Origin of the sequence: Acidovorax sp. Root70 (assembly GCF_001428225.1) — a bacterium.
Taxonomy (GTDB): Bacteria; Pseudomonadota; Gammaproteobacteria; order Burkholderiales; family Burkholderiaceae_C; genus Acidovorax.
This window is the reverse complement of the sequence record NZ_LMHQ01000004.1, coordinates 14,909-33,918: the sequence shown is the minus strand read 5'-3', so window position 1 is coordinate 33,918 and position 19,010 is coordinate 14,909. Positions and strand designations below refer to the sequence as shown.

The 19,010-nt window shown below is 63.3% G+C and carries 14 protein-coding genes and 2 tRNA genes; 8 read left to right on the top strand and 8 right to left on the bottom strand.

What is annotated here, in order from left to right; genetic code table 11:
* Positions 1-153: 153 nt before the first annotated feature.
* The 3 genes from ASD94_RS03255 to purL form a co-directional block, all read right to left on the bottom strand.
* Complete coding sequence (locus tag ASD94_RS03255) at positions 154-744, bottom strand: OmpW family protein (RefSeq protein ID WP_056638539.1); 591 nt, start codon at positions 742-744, stop codon at positions 154-156.
* A gap of 126 nt (positions 745-870) precedes the next feature.
* Positions 871-1,860 carry a DUF808 domain-containing protein gene (locus ASD94_RS03250; protein WP_056638536.1) on the bottom strand — a complete coding sequence of 330 codons (990 nt, stop codon included), beginning with the start codon at positions 1,858-1,860 and terminating at the stop codon, positions 871-873.
* 314 nt (positions 1,861-2,174) lie between these two features.
* Complete coding sequence (gene purL, locus ASD94_RS03245) at positions 2,175-6,182, bottom strand: phosphoribosylformylglycinamidine synthase (protein WP_056638788.1); 4,008 nt, start codon at positions 6,180-6,182, stop codon at positions 2,175-2,177.
* A 137-nt stretch (positions 6,183-6,319) separates the two neighbouring features.
* On the opposite strand from purL, the gene map reads away from it, so the two are divergent.
* Both map and ASD94_RS03235 read left to right on the top strand, forming a co-directional pair.
* A complete protein-coding gene (gene map, locus ASD94_RS03240) occupies positions 6,320-7,135 on the top strand; it encodes a type I methionyl aminopeptidase (RefSeq protein WP_056638533.1) in 816 nt (271 codons plus the stop codon).
* Between the two features lie 95 nt (positions 7,136-7,230).
* Positions 7,231-9,822: a [protein-PII] uridylyltransferase gene (locus ASD94_RS03235; RefSeq protein ID WP_056638532.1), complete on the top strand. Its 2,592-nt coding sequence runs from the start codon at positions 7,231-7,233 to the stop codon at positions 9,820-9,822.
* A gap of 36 nt (positions 9,823-9,858) precedes the next feature.
* Here the strand turns inward: ASD94_RS03235 and def are convergent, their stop codons facing one another.
* Positions 9,859-10,398 carry a peptide deformylase gene (def, locus tag ASD94_RS03230; RefSeq protein ID WP_056638787.1) on the bottom strand — a complete coding sequence of 180 codons (540 nt, stop codon included), beginning with the start codon at positions 10,396-10,398 and terminating at the stop codon, positions 9,859-9,861.
* A 128-nt stretch (positions 10,399-10,526) separates the two neighbouring features.
* On the opposite strand from def, the gene ASD94_RS03225 reads away from it, so the two are divergent.
* The 6 genes from ASD94_RS03225 (at position 10,527) to ASD94_RS03200 (ending at position 13,800) form a co-directional block, all read left to right on the top strand.
* On the top strand, positions 10,527-10,958 hold the full coding sequence (locus tag ASD94_RS03225; protein ID WP_082576730.1) for a YbaN family protein: 432 nt from the start codon (positions 10,527-10,529) through the stop codon (positions 10,956-10,958).
* A 116-nt stretch (positions 10,959-11,074) separates the two neighbouring features.
* A tRNA-Asn gene (locus tag ASD94_RS03220) sits at positions 11,075-11,150 on the top strand.
* Positions 11,151-11,220: 70 nt separating this feature from the next.
* A tRNA-Asn gene (locus ASD94_RS03215) sits at positions 11,221-11,296 on the top strand.
* Positions 11,297-11,405: 109 nt separating this feature from the next.
* Positions 11,406-12,161, top strand: coding sequence for a leucyl/phenylalanyl-tRNA--protein transferase (gene aat, locus ASD94_RS03210; protein ID WP_056638780.1), 756 nt, complete (start codon positions 11,406-11,408; stop codon positions 12,159-12,161).
* Positions 12,158-12,916 (top strand): arginyltransferase, encoded by a 759-nt coding sequence (locus ASD94_RS03205; protein ID WP_056638531.1) that lies wholly within the window; start codon positions 12,158-12,160, stop codon positions 12,914-12,916. The genes aat and ASD94_RS03205 overlap by 4 nt, the downstream gene beginning before the upstream one ends.
* 56 nt (positions 12,917-12,972) lie before the next feature.
* On the top strand, positions 12,973-13,800 hold the full coding sequence (locus ASD94_RS03200; protein WP_056638528.1) for an IclR family transcriptional regulator: 828 nt from the start codon (positions 12,973-12,975) through the stop codon (positions 13,798-13,800).
* Positions 13,801-14,022: 222 nt separating this feature from the next.
* Here the strand turns inward: ASD94_RS03200 and pbpG are convergent, their stop codons facing one another.
* The 4 genes from pbpG to ilvC form a co-directional block, all read right to left on the bottom strand.
* On the bottom strand, positions 14,023-15,099 hold the full coding sequence (gene pbpG, locus ASD94_RS03195) for a D-alanyl-D-alanine endopeptidase (RefSeq protein WP_056638525.1): 1,077 nt from the start codon (positions 15,097-15,099) through the stop codon (positions 14,023-14,025).
* A gap of 115 nt (positions 15,100-15,214) precedes the next feature.
* Positions 15,215-16,753, bottom strand: coding sequence for a 2-isopropylmalate synthase (locus ASD94_RS03190; RefSeq protein WP_056638522.1), 1,539 nt, complete (start codon positions 16,751-16,753; stop codon positions 15,215-15,217).
* A gap of 204 nt (positions 16,754-16,957) precedes the next feature.
* A complete protein-coding gene (pssA, locus tag ASD94_RS03185; RefSeq protein ID WP_056638519.1) occupies positions 16,958-17,791 on the bottom strand; it encodes a CDP-diacylglycerol--serine O-phosphatidyltransferase in 834 nt (277 codons plus the stop codon).
* 193 nt (positions 17,792-17,984) lie between these two features.
* Positions 17,985-19,001, bottom strand: a complete 1,017-nt coding sequence (gene ilvC / locus ASD94_RS03180; RefSeq protein WP_056638514.1) for a ketol-acid reductoisomerase — start codon at positions 18,999-19,001, stop codon at positions 17,985-17,987.
* Positions 19,002-19,010 lie beyond the last annotated feature (9 nt).

The following is a 19,010-nucleotide window of genomic DNA, read 5'->3' as shown; positions in this document are numbered from 1 at the left end:
GCTCCCCCACCCCATTGTGCGTTGCCTCGTTGACTGCCGTATGTAGGCCAATTCCGCACCCACAAAAAAGGGCTGGCGCAGGCGCCAGCCCTTTAGACCCTTGGAGAACTTTTGCCGTCAGGAACGCAGGGCCCCGGCTGGGGCCCTGTGCCCTCAGAAGCGCCAGCCCAGACCCACGCCCACCAGAACGGGGTCCACCTTGAAGGTGCCCAGCTTGGCACCGCCTGCGCTCACGTCGGTCTTGATGAAAACCTTCTTCACGTCGAAGTTGAGGTACAGGTTCTTGGCCAGCGGAATGTCCACACCCACTTGCAGCGCAGGGCCGAAGCTGTTGCGGTCAATGCTCACGCCTGCAGGCAGGTTGACGCTGGAAAAACGCGTGTAGTTCAGGCCCGCGCCCACATAGGGCTTGAAGCCAGGGGCGTCAAAGTGGTACTGCGCCAGCAGTGTGGGGGGCAAGTGCTTGAGCGTGCCGATGGCGGCGCCGCCAGCGCTGAGGGTGTGCTTTTGCGGCACGGTCAGGATCAGCTCTGCAGCGATGTTCTTGTTGAAGAAGTAGGTCACATCCACTTCAGGGATGGTCTTGTTGTTGACCGACAGGCCCAGCGGCGTGCTGTCCTTGTTGGCGCTGTCCAGGTGCACCGCACGTGCACGGACCATCCAGGGGCCCTCGGCCTGTTGCGCCATGGCGGCGCCAGAGGACAGGACACAGAGAACGGCGACAGCCAGCAGGTTCTTTTTCATGGTATTTCGCATCGGTTGGACGGGGACGACCCCCGTACATGCATTGAACCGCTGCGCCCCCCACCCGGCCTTGCCTTACCTCAAGCCCTCGGTAGTAACCCTTAGACCTAGATCAAGAAATACCCACTATTGGGATGTGGACTTGCCCCGCAGGCGCTGCACCAGCGTCACCCCCACCAGCACCAGCCCACCCGCCACGACGCCCACCACCGCGTTCAGCAGGTTGGGCACCAACACCGCCCACAGCCCGCCCACGGGCCATTGCGAAGCTGCTGTGCCTGCAGCCTCCACCGCATGGTGCAACACGGGCACTCCGTGCACCAGAATGCCGCCGCCCACCAGGAACATGGCCGCCGTGCCCGCGATGGACAGCCCCTTCATCAGCCAGGGCGCCGCGCGCAAAATGCCTGACCCGAGGGCACGCGCTGCGCTGCTGGCCTTGTTGTTGAGCCACAGGCCCAGGTCGTCGAGCTTGACGATGCCCGCCACCAGACCGTACACGCCGATGGTCATGATCACCGCGATGCCCGACAGCACGGTCAACTGCTGCACAAAGGGCGCGGAGGCCACGGTGCCCAGTGTGATCGCAATGATTTCGGCCGACAGGATGAAGTCGGTGCGCACGGCGCCCTTGACCTTGTCCTTTTCAAAGGCCACCAGATCCACCGCCGGATTGGCATTGGCCTTGGCGTGGCTTTCGTGCTCGGCCTCATCCTCGTGCTGGGCGTGCAGCAGCTTGTGCGCCACCTTTTCAAAACCTTCAAAGCACAGGAAGGCGCCCCCCACCATGAGCAGCGGCGTCACCGCCCAGGGCGCAAAGGCACTGATCAGCAGCGCGGCGGGCACCAGGATGACCTTGTTGATGAACGAGCCCTTGGCCACCGCCCACACCACCGGAATCTCGCGCTCGGCACGCACCCCGGTCACCTGCTGGGCGTTGAGCGCCAGGTCGTCCCCCAGCACGCCCGCCGTCTTCTGCGCGGCCACCTTGGTCATCACCGACACATCGTCGGCCATGGCAGCGCTCTTCTTGGCCGCCACCTTGGTCATCAAGGCCACGTCGTCGAGGATGGTGGCGATGTCGTCGAGCAGGGCAAGCAGGCTGCCAGAAGCCATGGGAGGTCCTTGGGAATGGTGAAGAGCGCCGACTATAGCAACGCGCCAAGACGTCTCTACGCCAGACAAGACCGCAACAACAACGGGGCCTGAGCCCCGTTCAACGTCACCCTCGCCACCGACAAACACTGTCCGTGCGACTCAAATTTCACGGCACCTAGCGCTCGTCACCCTTCGTCGAAAGCGCACGGCCCCAAAGCCAGAGCAGCCAAGCAAGGGCCGCCCCGCAGCGAGGGCTGTGTCCCCCTTCCCGATTCGCAAAGCGAATTGAGAGAAGGGGGAAGCGGCGCAGCCGCTCAGGGGGTTGTACCTGCTCACCCCACCCACTTGCGCGCATTGCGCCAGATGCGCATCCAGGCGCTGTACTGGGCCTGGTCCTCGCTGGTCCAGCTCATCTGCACATTGCGGAACACGCGCTCGGGGTGCGGCATCATGGCCGTGAAGCGGCCGTCAGCCGTGGTCACGGCCGTCAGGCCGCCCGCGCTGCCGTTGGGGTTGAAGGGGTATTGCTCGGTGGCGCGGCCGTGGTTGTCCACGTAGCGCATCGCGGCGATGGCCTTGTCGGCGTTACCCCGGTACTTGAAGTTGGCATAGCCCTCACCATGCGCCACGGCAATCGGCAGGCGGCTGCCGGCCATGCCTTGCAGGAACAGGCTGGGGGATTCGAGCACTTCCACCAGCGACAGGCGGGCCTCGAAACGCTCGCTCTGGTTGGTGGTGAAGCGTGGCCAGTCTTGCGCGCCGGGGATGATGTCCGCCAGTTCGGCAAACATCTGACAGCCATTGCACACGCCCAGGCCGAACGTATCCGTGCGGCCAAAGAAGCCCTGGAACTGCGCGGCCAGCACCGGGTTGAAGGTGATGGAACGCGCCCATCCGATGCCTGCGCCCAGCGTGTCGCCGTAGCTGAAACCGCCGCAGGCGACCACGCCCTTGAAGTCTTCGAGCTTGACGCGGCCAGTCTGCAGGTCGGTCATGTGCACGTCGTAGGCCTCGAAGCCCGCTTCGGTGAAGGCGTACGCCATTTCGATGTGCGAGTTCACACCCTGCTCGCGCAGGATGGCGACCTTGGGTTTGGCGAGGTTCAGGAACGGCGCGGCCACGTTGTCGGCCGCATCGAACGTGAGGTGCACATGCAAGCCGGGGTCGGTAGGCTCACCCGCTGCGGCGTGCTCGGCATCGGCATTGGCGGGGTTGTCGCGCTGCTGGCAAATCTTCCAGCTCACCGCATCCCACACCTGGTGCAGATCGGCCAGCGGAGCGCTGAACACGGCCTTGGCATCGCGCCAGACCTGCAACTCGCCCTTGCCCGCATCGATTTCAGAGGACACAGGGCGCGTCTTGCCGACGAAGTGGCTGAACTTGGACAGGCCGTGCTCGCGCAGGGTCTGCATGACGTCGTTGCGCTCGGCGGTTCGCACCTGCAGCACCACGCCCAATTCTTCGTTGAACAAGGCCTTGAGCGTCAACTCATCGCGGCGGGCGCCCACCTGCGTGGCCCAGTTCTTGGCGTCGCCCGTGTCCATGCGGCTGTCGCTCACGCCGTCGCCTTCGGTCACGAGCATGTCCACATTCAGCGCCACGCCCACATGGCCGGCAAAGGCCATTTCGGCAGCAGCCGCCAGCAGGCCGCCATCGCTGCGGTCGTGGTAGGCCAGGATCTGACCCTTGGCGCGCAGCGCGTTCACGGCGTTGACGAGATTGACCAGGTCTTTCGGATCGTCCACATCGGGCACCACATCGCCGCTCTGGTCCAGCGTCTGGCCCAGGATGCTGCCGCCCATGCGGTTCTGGCCCTTGCCCAGGTCGATCAGCACCAGGGTGGTGTCAGCCTCTGTGGCGTTGAGCTGGGGCGTGAGCGTGCCGCGCACGTCGGACAGCGAGGCAAACGCGCTCACGATCAAGCTGACGGGGGATGTGACCTTCTTCTTGTCGCTGCCTTCCGACCATTGGGTGCGCATGGACAGGCTGTCCTTGCCCACGGGGATGGACACGCCCAGCGCCGGGCACAACTCCATGCCCACGGCCTTCACGGTTTCGTAAAGCGCGGCGTCTTCGCCGGGTTCGCCACAGGCGGCCATCCAGTTGGCCGACAGCTTCACGCGCGGCAGCTCGATGGGTGCGGCCAGCAGGTTGGTGATGGCTTCTGCCACGGCCATGCGGCCAGAGGCAGGGGCGTTGATGGCGGCCAGCGGTGTGCGCTCGCCCATGCTCATCGCTTCGCCCGCAAAGCCCTTGTAGTCAGCCAGTGTCACGGCGCAATCGGCCACGGGCACTTGCCAGGGGCCGACCATCTGGTCGCGGTGGATGAGGCCGCCCACGGTGCGGTCGCCGATGGTGATGAGGAAACGCTTGGACGCCACCGTGGGGTGGGCCAGCACGTCGATCACGGCCTTTTGCAGCGGCACGCCGGTCAAGTCCATGGGCGGGAACTGGCGCTCCACCGTCTTCACGTCGCGGTGCATCTTGGGCGGCTTGCCCAGCAGCACGTTCATGGGCATGTCCACGGGCAGCTTTTGGTCTTCGGCCGTGGCGGCGGGGTCGTGCAACACCAGTTGGCGTTCTTCGGTGGCCGTGCCGATCACGGCAAATGGGCAGCGCTCGCGTTCGCAGAAGGCCATGAACTGTTCCAGCGACTCGGGCGCAATCGCCAGCACGTAGCGCTCTTGCGATTCGTTGGACCAGATTTCCTTGGGCGCCATGCCCGATTCCTCGAGCTGCACGGCGCGCAGGTCAAAGCGCGCGCCACGGCCTGCGTCGTTGGTCAGCTCGGGAAAGGCGTTCGACAAGCCGCCCGCGCCCACGTCGTGGATGGCCAGGATGGGGTTGTTGCTGCCTTGCGCCCAGCAATGATTGATGACCTCTTGCGCACGGCGCTCAATCTCGGGGTTGCCGCGCTGCACCGAGTCAAAGTCCAGCTCGGCCGCATTGGTGCCGGTGGCCATGGAGCTGGCGGCGCTGCCGCCCATGCCGATGCGCATGCCGGGGCCACCCAGCTGGATCAGCAGCGAACCGGCGGGGAATTCGATCTTCTTCGTCAGCTCGGCGTCGATCACGCCCACACCGCCGGCGATCATGATGGGCTTGTGGTAGCCGCGCTGCACGCCGCCGACGTTTTGTTCGTACTCGCGGAAGTAGCCGTTCAGGTTGGGGCGACCGAATTCGTTGTTGAAAGCGGCGCCGCCCAAGGGGCCTTCGACCATGATCTGCAGCGGGCTGGCAATGTGCTCGGGCTTGCCCACGGTGCTGCCCCAGAGCTTGGACACGGTGAAGCCCGTCAGGCCCGCCTTGGGCTTGGAGCCCCGGCCCGTGGCGCCTTCGTCGCGGATCTCGCCGCCCGCGCCGGTGGATGCGCCCGGGAAGGGCGAGATGGCCGTGGGGTGATTGTGCGTTTCCACCTTCATCAGCACATGCTGGGTGACGCTACTTTTTTGATAGCTATTGGCGCTTGATTCACTAGCGCTTGCGGCCATTTTTGCCACAAAACGCTCCACCTGGTGGCCTTCCATGACCGAGGCGTTGTCTGAATACGCAATCACCGTGTGCTGGGGCGCCAACTGGTGGGTGTTGCGGATCATGCCGAACAGCGATTTGTCCTGCGCCACGCCGTCGATGGTGAACTCGGCGTTGAAGATCTTGTGGCGGCAGTGTTCGCTGTTGGCCTGCGCGAACATCATCAGCTCCACGTCGGTGGGGTTGCGCTTCAGGCCGGTGAAGGCGGTCACGAGGTAGTCGATTTCATCGTCGGCCAAGGCCAGGCCAAAGCGGGTGTTGGCGGCCTCCAGCGCAGCGCGACCACCGGCCAGCACATCCACATGCTCCATGGGCGCGGGCTGCAGTTCGGTGAACAAGGCTGCGGCCGCGCTGCGGTCAGCCACGACCGACTCGGTCATGCGGTCGTGCAGCAAGGCGGCGACTTGGCCCAGTTGCTCGGCGGTCAGCTCGGGCGTCTTGCCCAGCAGGCCGGATTTCAGGCTGATGCGGTATTCGGTGATGCGCTCGACGCGGCGGATGGCGATGCCGCAGTTGCGGGCAATGTCGGTGGCCTTGGAGGCCCAGGGCGACAGCGTGCCCAGGCGGGGCGTGACGATGAGCGCGGCGCCGTCTTCGGGGCCTGCGTAGGGGTCGCCATAGGTCAGCAGCGCGGCCAGACGTTCTTGTTCGGCGGGCGTGGGGGCCGCATCGGTGGCGATCAGATGCACGAAACGCGCTGCAATGCCACTGATCTTGGGGTGGATCGCCTCCAGGGCGGGTTGAAGTTGCTGGGCGCGGAAGGTGCTGAGGGCGTTGCCGCCCGCCAGCGTGGTCATGTGCAAGGTCACGGTAGCGGCCTGTTGGGGGGTGTCAGGGGTAGAGGGTGGCTCCGGGCGCCAGCGTGCAACCAGCACCGGAGCCCTCCATTTTACCGGGCATGGCCCGGCCGCCTGCGCGGCCGGGGGGCCAATGGGATAATTGCGACATGAGCATCACTATCAAAAGCGCCGAGGACATCGAGGGCATGCGCGTGGCCTGCCGCTTGGCCTCCGAAGTGCTGGACTACATCACGCCGCACATCAAGCCCGGCATCACCACCAAAGAGATCGACCGCCTGGGCGCCGAATGCATGGCCCAGCAGGGCACCATCTCGGCCACCGTGGGCTACCAGCCACCGGGCTACCCGCCCTACCCGGCGTCGCTGTGCACCTCGGTCAACCATGTGGTGTGCCACGGCATCCCCAATGACAAGCCGCTCAAGAAGGGCGACATCGTCAATGTGGACGTGACCGTGATTACGAAAGACGGCTGGTACGGCGACAACAGCCGCATGTTCATGATCGGGGAGTGCTCGATCGCCGCCAAGCGGCTGTCCGCCCTGACCTTTGAGGCCATGTGGCACGGCATCGTGCAGGTCAAGCCCGGCGCACGGCTGGGAGATATCGGCCACGCGATCCAGAAGTTCGCCGAAGGGCACGGCTTCTCAGTGGTGCGCGAGTTCTGCGGCCACGGCATTGGCAAGAAGTTCCATGAAGAGCCCCAGGTGCTGCACTATGGCAAGCCCGGCACACTCGAAGAGCTGGTACCCGGCATGGTGTTCACCATCGAGCCCATGATCAACGCCGGTCGCCGCGAGGTGAAGGACTTTGGCAACGACGGCTGGACCATCGTGACCAAGGACCACAGCCTGTCGGCCCAGTGGGAGCACACGGTGCTGGTCACGCCCACGGGGTACGAGGTGATGACGCTGTCGGCCGGCTCGCCGCCACTGCCGCCGTTTGTGACCGCCACGGCCACCTGACCCGGCCCTGCGACGCCAGTGCTACTCCTTGACACACAGGCGCTCGCACAATTCTTGCGTGGCATTTTCATGGCCTTTACCAGCGCACACCGACCATGACTGAACTCCATGCCCTGCGGGATGCCTACCGCAGCGACAAGGCCGCCCTGTTGGCGGCCATGCAATCCACCGGCGCCTCCACACGCGGCATCCGCGTGCTGCTGCGCAAGCTGTCATCGCTGGCGGGCAACCTGTTGCAGACTTTGTGGCTGCGCGCCCAGTTGCCCGAGGACATGGCCCTGGTGGCAGTCGGCGGGTTTGGACGCGACCAGCTGTTTCCTTATTCCGATGTCGATGTCCTGCTGCTGTTGCCCAACGGCGCGGCGCCGGAAGCCGGCAGTGCCCTGCGCACAAAGCTGGAAGGCTTCATTGGCAGTTGCTGGGACACGGGCCTGGAGATCGGGTCGAGCGTGCGCACCGTGGCGGAGTGCCTGGCCGAGAGCGCAGGGGATGTCACCGTGCAGACCTCGCTGCTCGAATCGCGACTGGTCTGCGGCAATGCCGCGCTGTTTGCCGAGTTCCAGCGCCAGTATCGGGCGCAGATGAACCCCCAGGCGTTTCTGGTCGCCAAGACGTTGGAGATGCGCCAGCGCCACACCAAGTACGAGAACACGCCCTATTCGCTGGAGCCCAACTGCAAGGAGTCGCCCGGCGGGCTGCGCGACCTGCAGATGATCCTGTGGGTGGCTCAGGCGGCAGGTTTGGGCAGCAACTGGATGGAACTGGCCGCCAGTGGTCTGGCCACTGCGTTCGAAGTGCGCCAGATCGAGCGCAACGAGGCGCTGCTGTGCCTGATCCGCGCCCGCCTGCATGCGGCGGCCGGGCGACACGAAGACCGCCTGGTGTTTGACTTGCAAACGGCGGTGGCCGAGTCGTTCGGCTACCGCTCGCAGGCACCCGATGGCTCACGCTTGCCCATGCGGGCCAGCGAGACGCTGATGCGCCGCTACTACTGGGCGGCCAAGGCGGTATCGCAGCTCACCCAGATCCTGCTGCTCAACATCGAAGAGCGCCTGAGCCCATCGACCCATGAGCCGCGCCTGATCAACGAACGTTTCTTCGAGAAGGCGGGCCTCATCGAAGTGGCGAGTGATGACCTCTACACCCGCGACCCGCATGCGATCCTGGAAACCTTTCTGCTCTACCAGACCACGGTGGGGCTCAAGGACCTGTCGGCGCGCACCCTGCGCGCGCTGTACAACGCACGCGGCGTGATGGACAGCGCCTTCCGGCGCGATCCGGTCAACCGCGATGCGTTCATGCGCATCCTGCAGCAGCCTTCAGGCATCACCCATGCCATGCGGTTGATGAACCAGACCTCGGTGCTAGGGCGCTACCTGTGGCCGTTTCGCCGCATCGTGGGGCAGATGCAGCATGACCTGTTCCACGTCTACACGGTGGACCAGCACATCCTGATGGTGCTGCGCAACGTACGCCGCTTCTTCATGGCCGAGCATGCGCACGAATACCCGTTTTGCTCGCAGCTGGCGGGCGGGTGGGACAAGCCCTGGATCCTGTATGTGGCCGCGCTGTTCCACGACATCGGCAAGGGACGCGGAGGCGACCATTCGCAGATCGGCGCAGAAGAAGTCCGGCGCTTTTGCCGCCAGCACGGCGTGGACCGCGAGGACGGCCGGCTCATCGAGTTTCTGGTGCGTGAGCACCTGACCATGAGCACCGTGGCGCAAAAGCAGGATCTGAGCGACCCTGATGTGATCGGCGCCTTTGCGCACCGCGTGGGCAATGAGCGCAACCTCACGGCGATGTACCTGCTTACCGTGGCGGACATCCGCGGCACGAGCCCCAAGGTCTGGAACGCCTGGAAGGGCAAGCTGCTGGAAGACCTGTACCGCGCCACGCTGCGCACGCTGGGCGGCCGCGCACCTGATGCAGCCGCCGAGATCGAGGCCCGCAAACGCGAGGCGCTGGTGCTGCTGGCGCTCAACGCCCTGCCCTTCGAAGCACACAAGGCGTTGTGGACAACGCTCGACGTGAGCTATTTCATGCGCCACGACGCGGCCGACATTGCCTGGCACACGCGGCACCTGTCGCGCCATGTGGGCTCCGCACGGCCCGTGGTGCGCGCCCGCCAGTCGCTGGCGGGCGACGGGCTGCAGGTGATGGTGTACGCCGCCGATCAGGCCGACCTGTTCGCCCGGATCTGCGGTTATTTCGACCGAGCGGGCTTCAGCATCCTCGACGCGCGCGTGCACACCGCCAACAACGGCTATGCGCTCGACACCTTCCAGGTGGTGGCCTCATCGCAGCCGGGGCACTACCGCGAGTTGACCCACATGGTCGAGAGCGACCTGATGCGCGTGATCGAGGAAGGCGGCCCCCTGCCGGAGCCCACCCGCAAGCGGGTTTCACGCCGGGTCAAGAGCTTTCCGGTGGCGCCCCGCGTCACCTTGCGGCCCGACGAAAAAGCGCAGCGCTGGCTGCTGGCGATCTCGGCCAGCGACCGGGCAGGCCTGCTCTATCTGGTGGCGCGCATCCTGGCGCAGCACCACCTGAGCGTGCAGCTGGCCAAGGTCAGCACCTTGGGCGAACGGGTGGAGGACACGTTTCTCATCCAAGGCCCCGAGCTGCAGAACAACGCCCGTCAGATCCAGATCGAAACCGAGCTGCTACAAGAGCTGTCGTCCTGACGCCCCTCCAGCCCGAATCGGGAGGGCTCATCAGGCTCAGTCGTCCTCTGCGGCATCGATCTCCGGGAACAGCACTTCCGTGAACCCGAACTGCGTGAAATCGCGCACCCGCATGGGGTACAGCTTGCCGATCAGGTGGTCGCATTCGTGCTGCACCACCCGCGCGTGAAAGCCGTCCACCGTGCGGTCAATGGGATCACCATACGGGTCCACGCCCGTGTAGCGGATGCGCGACCAGCGCGGCACCTTCCCACGCAGGCCAGGCACGGACAGGCACCCTTCCCAGTCCTCTTCCTCCTCCGCCCCCAATGGCGTGATCACGGGGTTGAGGAGCACCGTGGGCGGCACGAGCGGGCGGTCCGGGTAGCGGGGGTTGCGCTCGTTGGAGCCGAAGATCACCAATTGCAGGTCCACACCAATCTGCGGCGCGGCCAGCCCTGCGCCGTTGACGGCACGCATGGTGTCGAACAGGTCGCGCACCAGCAGGTGCAGCGCATCGGTATCGAATTCGGTGACGGGTTGGGCGACTCGCAGCAAGCGCGGGTCGCCCATCTTGAGGATGGTATGGACGGTCATCGTGGAAGTATCGAAGGCAGTCGGCGTGAGGCCGGTGGGGCGCAGCATAGCGCGGGCGGCGCAGCGCTGCACGCAGCGGGCAGGCGGCACACCCCGGGCCCTTCGCGCGCGGGGCGACAATAAAGGCCATGGCCACCCTGCCCGAGGACCCGAACACCACCGACATCGCCACCGCTGCAGACCCCCCACGTCCGCTGCCATGGCCCGTGCGGTGGCTGCTGCTGGGGTTTGCGGTGCTGTGCCTGGCAATGGGCGTCATCGGTGTGATCGTTCCCGGCCTGCCCACCACGGTATTCATCCTGATGGCTGCCTGGGCGGCCGCGCGCAGCTCGCCGCGCCTGTACCGTTGGCTGTGGAACCACCGCCTCTTCGGACCACTGCTGCGCAACTGGGCCCAAGGCGGCAAGGTCAGCCGCCGCGCCAAATGGAGTGCAGCAGTCTTCATGGCCGCCAGCGCCGCCGTACTGTGGATGGGCGCAACCCGCACCTGGGTGGCCGTCGCTGTTTCGGCCTGCATGGCCTGCGTGCTGATCTGGTTGTGGCGCAGGCCTGAGCCTTGATACCCCGCTTGCGTGCACGGTGCGGCCCGCGCCCGCCAGGCACGCTTGCAAAGGTCACGAGACCAGACGCACGAGTTTTCAGACAGGTGTTTTTGTGTATATAATCTAAGTCTTGTTCCTCGATAGCTCAGTCGGTAGAGCGCCGGACTGTTAATCCGTAGGTCCCTGGTTCGAGCCCAGGTCGAGGAGCCAAGAATTTTTCAGGCCCTGCATGTGTACGCGGGGCCTTTTGATGAGTTAGTTTGCAAGTTGTACCGATCATTCCTCGATAGCTCAGTCGGTAGAGCGCCGGACTGTTAATCCGTAGGTCCCTGGTTCGAGCCCAGGTCGAGGAGCCAGTTAAAAAGCCCTGCACAAAACGTGCGGGGCTTTTTTTCGCCTGAACCTTTGCCACCCCCAACCAGCAGTCGCATGCCAGACAATGGTGTCTTTGTGACACACGTCCGCATGCCCTCGCAACTGCCCTGGCTCGAACCCCGCGACCCGTTTCCCGCCCCGACCCTTGCCTGGGGGGATGGCGACCCCGCGCCAGGACTGCTGGCCGCAGGGGGCGGTCTGGACGTGGCCAGCCTGCGTGCCGCCTATGCGCAAGGCACCTTCCCCTGGTACGGCCCCGGTCAACCCATTCTGTGGTGGGCGCCCGATCCGCGCATGGTGCTGCCTGTGTCAGAGTTTCGCCTGCACCGCTCGCTGCGCAAAAGGCTGCAGTCGTTCCGCCGGCAGGCGCGTTGCGAGATCCGCATTGACAGTGCGTTCGAGGACGTCATCACCGCCTGTGCCATGAAAGAACGCGAGGGCCAGGCAGGAACCTGGATCGTGCCCGAAATGATCGATGCCTACGCACACCTGCACCGAGCAGGCCACGCGCACAGTGTGGAAACGTGGGTGGACGGGCGGCTGGTGGGCGGCCTGTATTGCGTAGCGCTGGGCCACGCGGTGTTTGGCGAATCCATGTTTGCATACACCACAGATGCGTCCAAGATCGCCCTAGCAGCTTTGGTGTGCCTATGCCGCCGCCATGGGGTCTCCCTCGTGGACTGTCAGCAAAATACCCATCATCTGGCTTCGCTGGGCGCCCGGGAAATACCCCGCTCAAAGTTTCTGAAACACGTAGACAGCGCTCGGCAACAGCCTGCCTTTCCCTGGATATTTGAGCCCGTATACTGGGACAAGCTGCTGCCCTCCTTGACCGCCCCGGCATGACGCAACTCAACGACCTTCCGCTGCAAACCCTGCAGTTTTATGCGACAGCCCCCTACCCCTGCAGCTACCTGCCGGACCGGCAGGCGCGGTCGCAGGTTGCCACGCCCAGCCACCTGATCCAGAGCGATCTGTATTCCGACCTCGTGGCCAAGGGGTTTCGCCGTAGCGGTATGTTCACCTACCGCCCCTATTGCGACGGATGCCAGGCCTGTACCCCCCTGCGAGTCCTGGTCAACGAGTTCAAGCCTGATCGCAGCCAGAAACGCGCTGCCGCGCGCCACGGAAAACTGCAGGCACGCGTGCTGCGGCTGTGTTTCGTGCCCGAACACTACCAGCTGTATCTGCGCTACCAGAACGGCCGCCACGCGGGCGGCGGCATGGACCATGACAGCATCGACCAATACACACAATTTCTGCTGCAAAGCCGGGTGAACTCGCGGCTGGTGGAGTTTCGCGAGACCGATGCATCGGGCGAGCCCGGCGCTCTCAAGATGGTCTCCATTCTCGACGTGCTTGATGACGGCCTGTCCGCCGTCTACACGTTTTACGAACCGGAACCCCATTGCAGCTATGGCACCTACAACGTCATGTGGCAAATCGCGCAAGCCCATGCGCTGGGGCTGCCCCATGTTTATTTGGGGTACTGGATTGAAACCAGCCCCAAGATGAACTACAAGGCGCGTTTTCTGCCGCACGAAATCCGTACGGACGGCCATTGGCATCGGGTCGGAGACACTGGGCGCGCGACCCCCTGAACACGCACTCACATTTCACAAGATAAAATGTGGCGGCCTTCGCACCATCGCCGCTCATGAAAAAAACCGATCCCAGCATTCCTCTCAAACCCAGCGTTCAGGTACTTGAGCGCATGTTCACCCTGATCGATGTGCTGGCCTCTCGCGAAGAGGCGATTTCCCTCAAGGAAATCAGCGAGAAAACCGGGCTGCACCCTTCCACAACCCACCGCATCCTCAACGATCTGACCATCGGCCGGTTCGTGGACCGCCCTGAATCAGGCAGCTACCGACTGGGGATGCGATTGCTGGAACTGGGCAATCTGGTCAAGGCCCGCCTGAGCGTGCGCGACGCCGCGCTGACCCCCATGCGCAGTCTGCATAAGCTGATCCAGCAACCCGTGAACCTGAGCATGCGCCAGGGGGACGAGATTGTGTATGTGGAGCGCGCCTACAGCGAGCGTTCGGGCATGCAGGTGGTGCGTGCGATAGGCGGCCGGGCCCCGCTGCATCTGACTTCAACCGGCAAACTTTTCCTGGCACTGGACGACCCCCAGCGCGTTCGCGCTTACGCCACCCGCACCGGTCTGGCTGGCCATACCCGCAACAGCATTACGCAGTTGCCGGTGCTGGAGCGGGAGCTGGCCAAGGCACGCCAATACGGCATCGCCCGAGACAACGAGGAGTTGGAACTGGGCGTGCGCTGCATGGCGGCCGGCGTGTACGACGACCAGGGCAAGCTGGTGGCAGGCCTGTCGATTTCTGCCCCCGCAGACCGCCTGGATGAAGGCTGGCTGCCCAAGCTGCAGGCAACCGCGAACGAGATTTCACTGGCGCTGGGCCATACACCTCAGCCCGATGCCCACCCCAACACCTTGAGCAACCAGCGCGCTGAACTGCGTTGAACACCGTTCAACACAGGTCTGAGGGGCGAGGTACGGCTCCCACCTTGCGACACACTGTAGTTACCGCACCGGGGCACCTACAGTACGCCGCCCCCTGTCGCTCACCGAGTCGCTCGAGGAGTAACCGAAAGGCCCCGTCAAAGACGGTTTGGTGGTGGACGCTAAAACAAAAAAGCACCTGACAGCATCACGCTGTCAGGTGCTTTTTTTGAATCCGTCGGCTCAGCCGTTGGTATTGCGAGCCGCCTGCAATGGCGCGGCCAGCGCAGGGTTGGACTCCACCCAGCGGCGCACCCGCTCTGCATCGCCCAGCCGGCTGAATTTGCCTGCTGAGTCCAGAAACACCATGATCAGCTTGCGCCCTGCCACCTGGGCTTGCATCACCAGACAACGACCTGCCTCGGAGATATAGCCGGTTTTCTGCAGACCAATATCCCAGGTAGGGTTTTTCACCAGCCCGTTGGTGTTGTTGTATTGGAGCGTCTTGTGCCCCACAGCCACCTCGTAGCCGGGCGACGTTGACAGTTCGCGCAACAGGGGGTCGCCATGCGCCACACCCACCAAGGTGGCGAGATCGCGAGCACTCGACTGATTGCGGCTGGACAGGCCTGTAGGTTCCACATAGTGGGTATCGTTCATCCCCAGCGCCTTCGCTTTGGCGTTCATCTGGGACACAAACAGCTCCAGGCCCCCAGGGTAGGTGCGACCCAAGGCATGGGCCGCCCGATTCTCGCTGGACATAAGCGCAAGGTGCAGCATCTCTCCTCGGGTCAGCGTAGTGCCCACCGTGAGGCGCGATCGGCTACCCTTTTCGGTATCCACGTCGTCCTGCGTGATCGTGACGGGCTCGTCCATCGGCAATTTGGCCTGCGAGATGAGCATGCCCGTCATGAGCTTGGTCAGGGACGCGATAGGGAGCACAGCCTGATCGTTCTTGCGCAGCAACACCTCGTGGGTGTCCTGATCCACCACCAGCGCCACACTGGACTTCAGGTCGAGCGGGTCATTGACATCGTGCAAGCCCGCCATCTGCCCAAAAGAGGGTTTGGCCGGCACAAAGGCCACCTTGGTAGGGGCCTTGACCGTTTTGGCGCTCACGCGTGTGGGCTTGATGCTTGCAGCGACTTTGCGCGGGGCCACGGCACGCTTGGCATGGACTGCGCCCGCCTGCTGCTTTTTAGCCCCTTGCTTTTTGACCTCTGCCGCATGCGCAGAGGGCGAAAGGAGGGCTGCGCTCACAAGCGCAAGACCCATCCACTGGAAAAATCGATTCACTGCAGCGTTGCGGCGATGGTGCATCAAAGTGCTCCAAACGGTAAGAATTATGGGGCAGTGTACAGAATCAAAAAAAGTCGCGCAAGATCAATACCTTGCGCGACTTTCCGAGAAAGTGAGTGAATTATAAATTGATCACTCAGCCTTGGGCAGCGACCCGATCGGCTTTACTTTGTAACTTGTTCAAGGCGCTGAGGTAGGCCTTGGCCGACGCCACGACGATGTCGGGGTCCGCACCCACGCCATTCACCACGCGACCACTGTTTTGCAAACGCACGGTGACCTCGCCCTGGCTCTCGGTGGAGCCACTGATGGCGTTCACCGAATACAGCACCATTTCGGCGCCACTCTTCACGTGCGATTCAATGGCCTTGAGCGAAGCATCGACTGGCCCATTGCCCTCTGCCTCGCCCCGCACTTCGTTCCCATCGACGGTAAAGACAATGCGTGCGCGGGGTTGCTCGCCGGTTTCGCTCTGCTGAAACAGCGACACGAAACCATATTGTTCTTTTTCGGCTGTGACACTTTCGTCGCTGACCAACGCCAGGATGTCCTCGTCAAAAATCTCGCTCTTGCGGTCGGCCAGCTCCTTGAAGCGCGTGAAAGCGGTGTTGACTTCGGTTTCGCTGTCCAGGCTGACACCCAGTTCCTGCAAGCGCTGCTTGAAGGCGTTGCGACCACTGAGCTTGCCGAGCACGATCTTGTTGGCACTCCAGCCCACATCCTCAGCCCGCATGATTTCATAGGTGTCGCGTGCCTTGAGCACGCCGTCCTGGTGAATGCCGCTGGCATGAGCGAACGCGTTGGCGCCCACCACGGCCTTGTTGGGCTGCACCACAAAGCCCGTGGTCTGGCTCACCATGCGGCTGGCAGCCACGATGTGCTGGGTGTCGATGCCCAGTTCAAGCCCAAAATAGTCCTTGCGGGTCTTCACGGCCATCACGATCTCTTCGAGCGAGCAGTTGCCGGCGCGCTCACCCAAGCCGTTGATCGTGCATTCCACCTGGCGTGCACCACCGATCTTCACACCGGCCAGCGAGTTCGCCACGGCCATGCCCAGGTCGTTGTGGCAGTGCACGGACCAGATCGCCTTGTCGCTGTTGGGAATGCGCTCGCGCAGCGTCTTGATGAAGTTGCCGTACAGCTCGGGCACGGCGTAGCCCACGGTGTCTGGCACGTTGATGGTGGTGGCGCCTTCGGCGATCACAGCCTCCAGCACACGGCACAGAAAGTCAGAGTCGCTGCGGTAGCCATCTTCGGGGCTGAACTCGATGTCACCCACCAGGTTGCGCGCAAAGCGAACCGACTGCTTGGCTTGCTCGAGTACCTGGTCGGGCGTCATCCGCAGCTTCTTCTCCATGTGCAGCGCCGAAGTGGCAATGAAGGTGTGGATGCGCGCATTCGCCGCACCCTTGAGAGCCTCTGCAGCGCGTGAAATATCGCGGTCGTTGGCACGCGACAGCGAGCAAATGGTGGACTCTTTGATGGCATTGGCAATGGCTTGCACGGCCTCAAAGTCACCGTTGGAGCTGGCGGCAAAACCGGCTTCGATCACATCCACCTTCAGACGCTCCAGCTGGCGCGCAATACGCAGCTTCTCGTCCTTGGTCATTGAAGCCCCGGGGGACTGCTCACCATCGCGCAAGGTGGTGTCGAAAATGATCAGTTTGTCAGCCATGTTGTTCTCCTGGTATCAGTGGGTGGGGCCCGCAACGAAAAAACTGGCGCCCAAAACAAAAGGCCCGTTGCGGGTGCATACGGGCCTTTGTGGAATAGTGTGCGCGTGCGCCTACTGACTCCGCCCGTGGGGAGGTAGCAGTAGTGCCAGAGCAAACAAGTTCATGCATCGCAATGTAGCACAAGTGTCAGGACCCCATGGCCCTTACTTGTGCAGACCGCGCTCGTCGGGTTCGTCGGTAGAGGTGCTGATCACGCTGCTGTGCTGGCCTTTGGCCTTGCGCCAGGCGTACACGGCATAACCGCTCAAGCCATAGAAAACAAACACGCCGAAAAGTACGATGGGAGGGTGAATGTTGATGACGGCAATGCCCAGGGCAATCAGCACGATGGCGGCAAAAGGCACGCTCTTTTTCATCTGCACATCCTTGAAGCTGTAGAACGGCACGTTGGTCACCATGGTCAGCCCCGCATAGAGCGTGAAGGCGAACATGATCCAGGTCACCTGGCTCCAGCTCAGCCAGTGGTCTTCGCCGGGACGCACGCCCAGTTCGGTCATCAGCCAGATGAATCCAGCCACCAAGGCCGCCGCGGCGGGCGAAGGCAACCCTTGAAAATAGCGCTTGTCCACAACCCCCGTGTTCACATTGAAACGCGCCAGGCGAAGCGCCGCACAGGCGCAATACACAAAGGCGGCGATCCAGCCCCAGCGGCCCAGACCCTGAAGGGACCATTCATAAGCAATCAAGGCAGGCGCTGCCCCAAAGGACACCATGTCGGAAAGCGAATCCATCTGCTCGCCAAACGCGCTCTGAGTATTGGTCATGCGGGCCACGCGCCCGTCGAGGCTGTCGAGCACCATGGCACAGAAGACGCCCACCGCCGCCTGGTCAAAACGGCCATTCATGGCCATGACGATGGAATAGAAACCACCAAACAAGGCCGCCAGCGTGAACAGGTTGGGCAGGATGTAGATGCCCTTGCGCCTTTTGCGCACCATCACACCGGGCTTGTCGGTGGACTCATTGCCGTCATGCATCAAACAGACCTCCAGCGCTTACCCGCATTGCGCGAGCAGCTATTAAATTTATAGTATCCAGCCATTTTCCGCAAGACAGCAGGCCGCCGCGCACACAAAAGGCGAAGGCCGCAGTGTAGCGCCTGCGCGCAGTGCCCAACGCCAATGGAAAAAGGCCACCGAAGTGGCCTTTTGACGCTCCAGCAATGAAGAATCAGTTGCGGGTCTGGTCGACCAGCTTGTTCTTGGCGATCCAGGGCATCATGGCGCGAAGTTGGCTGCCCACCTTCTCGATGCTGTGGTCTGCCGTGTTACGGCGGCGTGCCGTCATCGATGGGTAGTTCAGGCGGCCTTCCTGGATGAACATCTTGGCGTAGTCGCCGTTCTGGATGCGCTTCAGGGCATTGCGCATGGCGGCGCGCGATTGCTCGTTGATCACTTCAGGACCGGTCACGTACTCGCCGTACTCAGCGTTGTTCGAGATCGAGTAGTTCATGTTGGCAATGCCGCCTTCGTAGATCAAGTCGACGATGAGCTTGAGCTCGTGCAGGCATTCGAAGTAAGCCATTTCAGGGGCGTAACCGGCTTCGACCAGGGTTTCGTAACCCATCTTGATCAGCTCGACGGCACCACCGCACAGCACCGCCTGTTCGCCGAACAGGTCGGTCTCGGTTTCTTCCTTGAAGTTGGTCTCGATGATGCCGGCCTTGCCACCGCCGTTGGCAGCTGCGTAGCTCAAGGCCAGGTCACGGGCCTTGCCGGACTTGTCCTGGTGCACAGCGACCAGGTGGGGCACGCCGCCGCCTTGGGTGTAGGTGTTGCGCACAGTGTGGCCAGGGGCCTTAGGGGCGACCATCCACACGTCCAGGTCAGCGCGGGGCACGACCTGGTTGTAGTGCACGTTGAAACCGTGGGCAAAGGCCAGCGAAGCGCCTTGCTTGATGTTGGGTTCGACGTTGTTCTTGTACACCGCTGCGATGTCTTCATCAGGCAGCAGGATCATGACCACGTCGGCGGCCTTGACCGCATCGTTGACTTCCAGCACGTTCAGGCCGGCCTTGCCAACCTTGTCCCACGATGCACCGCCCTTGCGCAGGCCGACCACGACCTTCACGCCGCTGTCGTTCAGGTTTTGTGCGTGGGCATGGCCTTGCGAGCCGTAGCCGATGATGGCCACGGTCTTGCCCTTGATCAGGCTCAGGTCGGTGTCTTTGTCGTAGAAAACTTTCATGGGTCGCTC